Below are 5,529 nucleotides of genomic sequence, written 5' to 3'. Positions count from 1 at the left end.
GGGTGTCGACGCCGCCGAGGCCATCGCTGACCCGCACGCTGAACACTTCGTTGTGACTTTCTCCCGCCTTCAGTGACTGCACCGCACTGGCGGCACCATCGGTGCCATTGGCCAGGGTGTAGGTCCACTGGCCGCTGCTGTCCACGGCGATCGAGCCATAGGTTCCAGTGGACGCGCCATTGATGGTCCAGGTCGCCGCGGCATCGTGATCGATGTCGGCCGAGCTGAACTGGCCGTTGACGCTGAGCGTCGTGTCTTCCTGCACCGCGCCGGCCGCATTGCCCGTCGCGAAGCTGAGCACTGGCGCGTCGTTGCTGCCGGTAATGGTGACGGTCACCAGCTGGGTGTCCACGCCGCCCAGGCCGTCGCTGACTTGCACCGTGAACACGTCCTCATGGCTCTCGCCCGCCTTCAGCGACTGCACCGCACTGGCAACGCCATCGGTGCCATTGGCCAGGGTGTAGGTCCACTGGCCGGTGGTGTCCACGGCGATCGAACCGTAGGTGCCTGTTGACGCGCCATTGATGGTCCAGGTCGCCGCGGCATCGTGATCGATGTCGGCCGAGCTGAACTGGCCGTTGACGCTGAGCGTGGTGTCTTCCTGCACCGCGCCGGCAGCATTGCCGGTCGCGAAGCTGAGCACTGGCGCATCGTTGCTGCCGGTGACGGTGACGGTCACCAGCTGGGTGTCCACGCCGCCCAGGCCGTCGCTGACTTGCACCGTGAACACGTCATCGTGGCTCTCGCCCGCCTTCAGCGCCTGCACCTCGCTGGCGACCCCATCGGTGCCATTGGCCAGCGTGTAAGTCCACTTGCCGGTGTTATCGACGGCGATCGAACCGTAGGTGCCCGTATCCGTACCCGCAATGCTCCAGGTCGCCGTGGCATCGTGATCGATGTCGGTCGAGCTGAACTGGCCGCTGACACTGAGGGTGGTGTCTTCCTGCACCGCGCCGGCCGCATTGCCCGTCGCGAAGCTGAGCACTGGCGCATCGTTGCTGCCGGTGACGGTGACGGTCACCAGCTGGGTGTCGACGCCGCCCAGGCCGTCGCTGACCTGCACGCTGAACACTTCGTTGTGACTTTCTCCCGCCTTCAGCGACTGCACCGCACTGGCGACCCCATCGCTGCCATTGGCCAGGGTGTAGGTCCACTTGCCGGTGTTATCGACGGCGATCGAACCGTAGGTGCCCGTATCCGTACCCGCAATGCTCCAGGTCGCCGTGGCGTCGTGATCGATGTCAGCCGAACTGAACTGGCCGTTCACGCTGAGCGTTGTGTCTTCCTGCACCGCGCCGGCAGCATTGCCCGTCGCGAAGCTGAGCACTGGTGCGTCGTTGCTGCCGGTGATGGTGATCGTCACGTCCTTGGTCACCGTCGCCCCGAAGTCATCGGTCAGCGTCACCGTGAACACTTCGGTCTTGGTCTGGCCCGCGGCCAGGTACTGCGCCGCGCTGTTGTTCAGCGTATAGCTCCAGCCCACGCTACCCGCCGCGTCGCCGGTACTCTCGTCGTTCACAGTGGCCACCAGCGTACCCAGCGCACCGGACGGAGCACTCACGCTGGCCAGATGGGCGTGATCGGCCAGGTCCACGTCGCCGAAAGCGAAGCTGCCGCTGGTCACCGTGGTGCCGTCTTCGGTCACCGCCCCGCTTTCGATTTCTGCCGCCGTCACCGTCGGCGCGTCATTGGTGCCGGTCAGGGTGATCGTCACATTCTTGGTCACCGTCGCCCCAAAGTCGTCGGTCAGCGTCACCGTGAACACTTCGGTCTTGGTCTGGCCCGCGGCCAGGTACTGCGCCGCGCTGTTGTTCAGCGTATAGCTCCAGCCCACGCTGCCCACCGCGTCGCCGGTACTCTCGTTGCTGACAGTGGCCACCAGCGTACCCAGCGCACCGGACGGCGCACTCACGCTGGCCATATGGGCGTGATCGGCCAGGTCCACGTCGCCGAAGGCGAAGTTGCCGCTGGTCACCGTAGTGCCGTCTTCGGTCACCGCCCCGCTTTCGATTTCTGCCGCCGTCACCGTCGGCACGTCATTGGTGCCGGTGATAGTGATGGTCACATTCTTGGTCACCGTCGCCCCAAAGTCGTCGGTCAGCGTCACCGTGAACACTTCGGTCTTGGTCTGGCCCCCAGCCAGGTACTGCGCCGCGCTGTTGTTCAGCGTGTAGGTCCAGCCCACGCTGCCCGTAGCGTCGCCGGTGCTCTCGTTGCTGACAGTGGCCACCAGCGTACCCAACGCACCGGCCGGCGCGCTCACGCTGGCCACATGGGCGTCATCGGCCAGGTCCACGTCGCCGAAGGCGAAGTTGCCGCTGGTCACCGTAGTGCCGTCTTCGGTCACCGCCCCGCTTTCGATTTCTGCCGCCGTCACCGTCGGCACGTCATTGGTGCCGGTGATAGTGATGGTCACATTCTGCGTTACTGACGATCCATGACCATCGTTGATGGTGACCAGGTAAGTTTCGGTGACTGTCTGTCCCTGGGCCAGGTACTGCGCCGCCGCATTGCTCAGGTTGTACGTCCATTGCACCGAACCGTTGGCTGCATTCGCTGCTTCGCTTACCGGCGAGAGTACGAACGTACCAAGATGAGTAGCGTTGCCCGCCGCCGGCGCGAACGTCGCCATGTGCGTGTCACTCAGGTCGACGTCGTTAAAGACAATCGTGCCGCTGGCTGTCTGCGAGTCGGTCGTGCTCGCCGTGGTGTCGGCGTCTTCGGTCACCGTGCCGGCCTGCGCGCCGATGCTGATCGTCATACCATCATTCACGCCGGAAAACTGCACCGTCGCGGTGGCCCAACTGAGCGTTCCGTTGCCGAGACGAATCGCATAGGTAAAGCTGTCCGTCAGGAGCTCGCCAGTAGCCAGCGCCTGGAGTTGCGCCTTGAAAGCATCTGAAAAAGTAGCGGCGTCGTAGCCGACCTTACCGTCCGAGGTGATCCAGATTTTTGCACCATTCTCGCTGGTGTCAGTACTCGTCGCCTCAGCCCTCGCCGTATCCTGGGTCAGGAGGTCGGCCGGAGCATAAGCCTTGGTGGCAGTAGAAAGACTGTCCGCGTTGTCGAGTGACCAGAGTGTCTTCGCGTTGCCACCGAGGTCATTGGACATGACGTCCCAATACACGACCCCCAACAGATTTTCAGTGGTGGTGAAGATGTCATCCTTCGCCTGCGGCGTGTTGGAAAACGAGGTAACGGTTCCGCCGCTGGTAGTTGTAGTGCTAGCCATGTCTTTCTCCCAAGAATGTCACCCTGAGCAAAAAAACGCCGTGGGCCGCTAACAGCCACAAGCCGCTTCTTCCTCAACCCACTAAAACCTCACTCAACCGGCACCAGCCGGCTGGCCAGCAGCTTCACGCCCGCCCCGGTCCTGCCGCCTTGTGGCTCAATGCGCACAATTTGTCCTTGAGCCTTGAACTTCATGGGGCCGCCGGGAGTGTCGAGCTCGATCTCGAAGTCAATCAACCTACCCACCTGCAGCTCACTATCGGTTTCGAAATACAAACCGGAGGCGCTGATGTCACGGGTGACACCGTTGCCCCCGCCGATCAGTTGCAGCGGCAGGGTGACTTGTTCACGGGGCTCAATTCGGTATGTGCCTTTCATGGCTGCAGTCTAAAAGGACCATTGTTTTTTACATGAGCGCGCTATCCCTTTTTTCTGGGAGTCAATCAGCCATGAAAACAGGGCTTTACGGGACAAATGTCATGGGAGGGGCTACCTGAAGCGTTATAGAAAAAAGCTACAGGCTGCAACGATTGCTATCATGATCAGCTAACACAACCCGCCTAAAGAGGCAGCGACCCGCATGCCAATTCAAGTCCTGTTAGTAGCTCTACCGCTCGTGGCCTGGGGCCTTGAGCGTCTGGTGGAAAGCGCTCAACCGAGGTTGACGCTGGCGGGCTCGGTGGCGTCGGTGGCGGAGTACCTGCTTTCGCTTCACCAATACGCGCCAGATGTGGTGGTGCTGGACCTGGACAGCGAGGACTGTATCGAGTCGCTGGTCGACTTGCACAGCCAGACCAACGCCAGGATTCTGGTAGTGACAGGGTCGAGCGACGTGGCGCTGCATGACAGAGCGGTGCTGGCGGGCGCACGTGGCGTGGTGGATAAGCGGGAGTCGGCCTCCGCATCGACATTGCTCAAAGCCATAGAAAAAGTGCATGACGGCGAACTCTGGATTGACCGCAATGCGACCAGCCGTATCTTCCTTGAACTGGCGCGCAAGAAAGCCGAACGCGATATTGACCCGGAGCAACAAAAAATCGCCAAGCTAACGCGCCGCGAGCAGCAAACCATTGCATCGCTGGCCAGCGACCCCTCAGCCCCTGGCAAGTTGGTGGCCGAGAAGTTGCACATCAGCGAGCACACGCTGCGCAACCATTTAACATCGATCTACAGCAAGCTGGGCCTGACGAACCGCGTAGATCTGTACGCCTACGCACACAAGCATGGCCTTTCCACAGGCGACTGAGGACTGCGGCAATACGCCTTCTGCTTACACAGAATTCAGTTGTGTTGCATCGACCGGTTGAATCCACAGCCAAATGCAGACTTTAACGCTGGCACGCGGTTATGATCCGGGATAACCAGGATCCCTTGGACCCACGCTTATGCCAGCCTCGCAAATCCGCCCCTCACCCGCGCCACTGCTCAAACCAGGAGAAACGGTGGTCCTGTTCGACGGTGTCTGCAAGCTGTGCAATGGCTGGGTGAGGTTCTTGATTCGCCATGACCGCCAGCGGCGAGTGCGGTTGGCGGCGGTTCAGTCACCCGAGGGGCAGGTTCTGCTCGCGTGGGCAGGTTTGCCCGTGGATCAATTCGACACCATGGCGGTGATCCGCGACCGACACTACTGGGACCGTTCGGATGCATTTTTCGAAATCATCGCCCAGTTTTCCGCACTCTGGCGCCCCGTGAACCTGTTGCGCATCTTCCCTCGCAAACTTCGAAATTGGGCATACGACCGCATTGCGCTTAATCGTTATCGGCTCTTCGGGAAATACGACACGTGCCTATTGCCGGAGCCTGATCATGAACAGCGTTTTTTGAAAGCGCCCCTATGAACGCCCTCACACGCATTAACCGGATCACCAGTTCCATATCTGGCATCACCGCCAAATGCCTGCAAACGATGCTACCGAAATTTCCGTAGCCACCGACCACCATCACCCTGAATACCCTTCAGCTATTCCCTGACTGACAGGCTGCTTTCGGCTGTGGATTCAACCGGTGGTGAAAGGCAACAATCGGCCAATACCCGACATTTCCCCCTGGCTCGATAGCAGGCGTTTTCGGTCCACGTACTGTCACAACCACCGCGCGAAAAATCCGTCATGACATGTTATGACCTCCTTAAAAAACGGACTTTGCCCAGCAAATACGGGGTTTAAAGGACGAATGGTCGAGAGGCGTCAAGCGCGGGGAATTGCCGGGAGTTTGCAGCCACTACAGGCTTTTCAGGCAGGCACGTTCGTCGCGGTGCAGTGAACTTCACTCTCATCACGTGTCACATTAGGTCCTTGT

4 protein-coding genes are annotated in these 5,529 nt (G+C 60.7%); 2 read left to right on the top strand and 2 right to left on the bottom strand.

Annotated features, from left to right (window positions below; translation table 11 throughout):
- Both AC1DKH_RS30195 and AC1DKH_RS30190 read right to left on the bottom strand, forming a co-directional pair.
- Positions 1-3,232: beta strand repeat-containing protein (locus AC1DKH_RS30195; protein ID WP_477800213.1), on the bottom strand; the 3,232-nt coding region annotated here is incomplete at its 3' end.
- Between the two features lie 89 nt (positions 3,233-3,321).
- Entirely contained in the window at positions 3,322-3,609 is a 288-nt protein-coding gene (locus AC1DKH_RS30190) for a PilZ domain-containing protein (RefSeq protein WP_477800212.1), read from the bottom strand.
- Between the two features lie 202 nt (positions 3,610-3,811).
- Here AC1DKH_RS30190 and AC1DKH_RS30185 point away from each other — a divergent pair, with 202 nt between their 5' ends.
- Both AC1DKH_RS30185 and AC1DKH_RS30180 read left to right on the top strand, forming a co-directional pair.
- A complete protein-coding gene (locus AC1DKH_RS30185) occupies positions 3,812-4,477 on the top strand; it encodes a LuxR C-terminal-related transcriptional regulator (RefSeq protein WP_477800211.1) in 666 nt (221 codons plus the stop codon).
- A gap of 139 nt (positions 4,478-4,616) precedes the next feature.
- Positions 4,617-5,069 carry a thiol-disulfide oxidoreductase DCC family protein gene (locus AC1DKH_RS30180; RefSeq protein WP_477756560.1) on the top strand — a complete coding sequence of 151 codons (453 nt, stop codon included), beginning with the start codon at positions 4,617-4,619 and terminating at the stop codon, positions 5,067-5,069.
- Positions 5,070-5,529: the final 460 nt, after the last annotated feature.

The sequence above is a fragment of the Pseudomonas sp. 05L36 genome, assembly GCF_056398125.1.
Note: the sequence above shows the minus strand (reverse complement) of the source record. Positions and strands in the feature narration are given on the sequence as shown.

What these genes read in the sequence shown, in the direction of transcription:
- AC1DKH_RS30190 (WP_477800212.1), bottom strand. Translation starts at nt 3,609, where the DNA reads ATGAAAGGCACATACCGAATTGAGCCCCGTGAACAAGTCACCCTGCCG.
- AC1DKH_RS30180 (WP_477756560.1), top strand. Translation starts at nt 4,617, where the DNA reads ATGCCAGCCTCGCAAATCCGCCCCTCACCCGCGCCACTGCTCAAACCA.
- AC1DKH_RS30185 (WP_477800211.1), top strand. Translation starts at nt 3,812, where the DNA reads ATGCCAATTCAAGTCCTGTTAGTAGCTCTACCGCTCGTGGCCTGGGGC.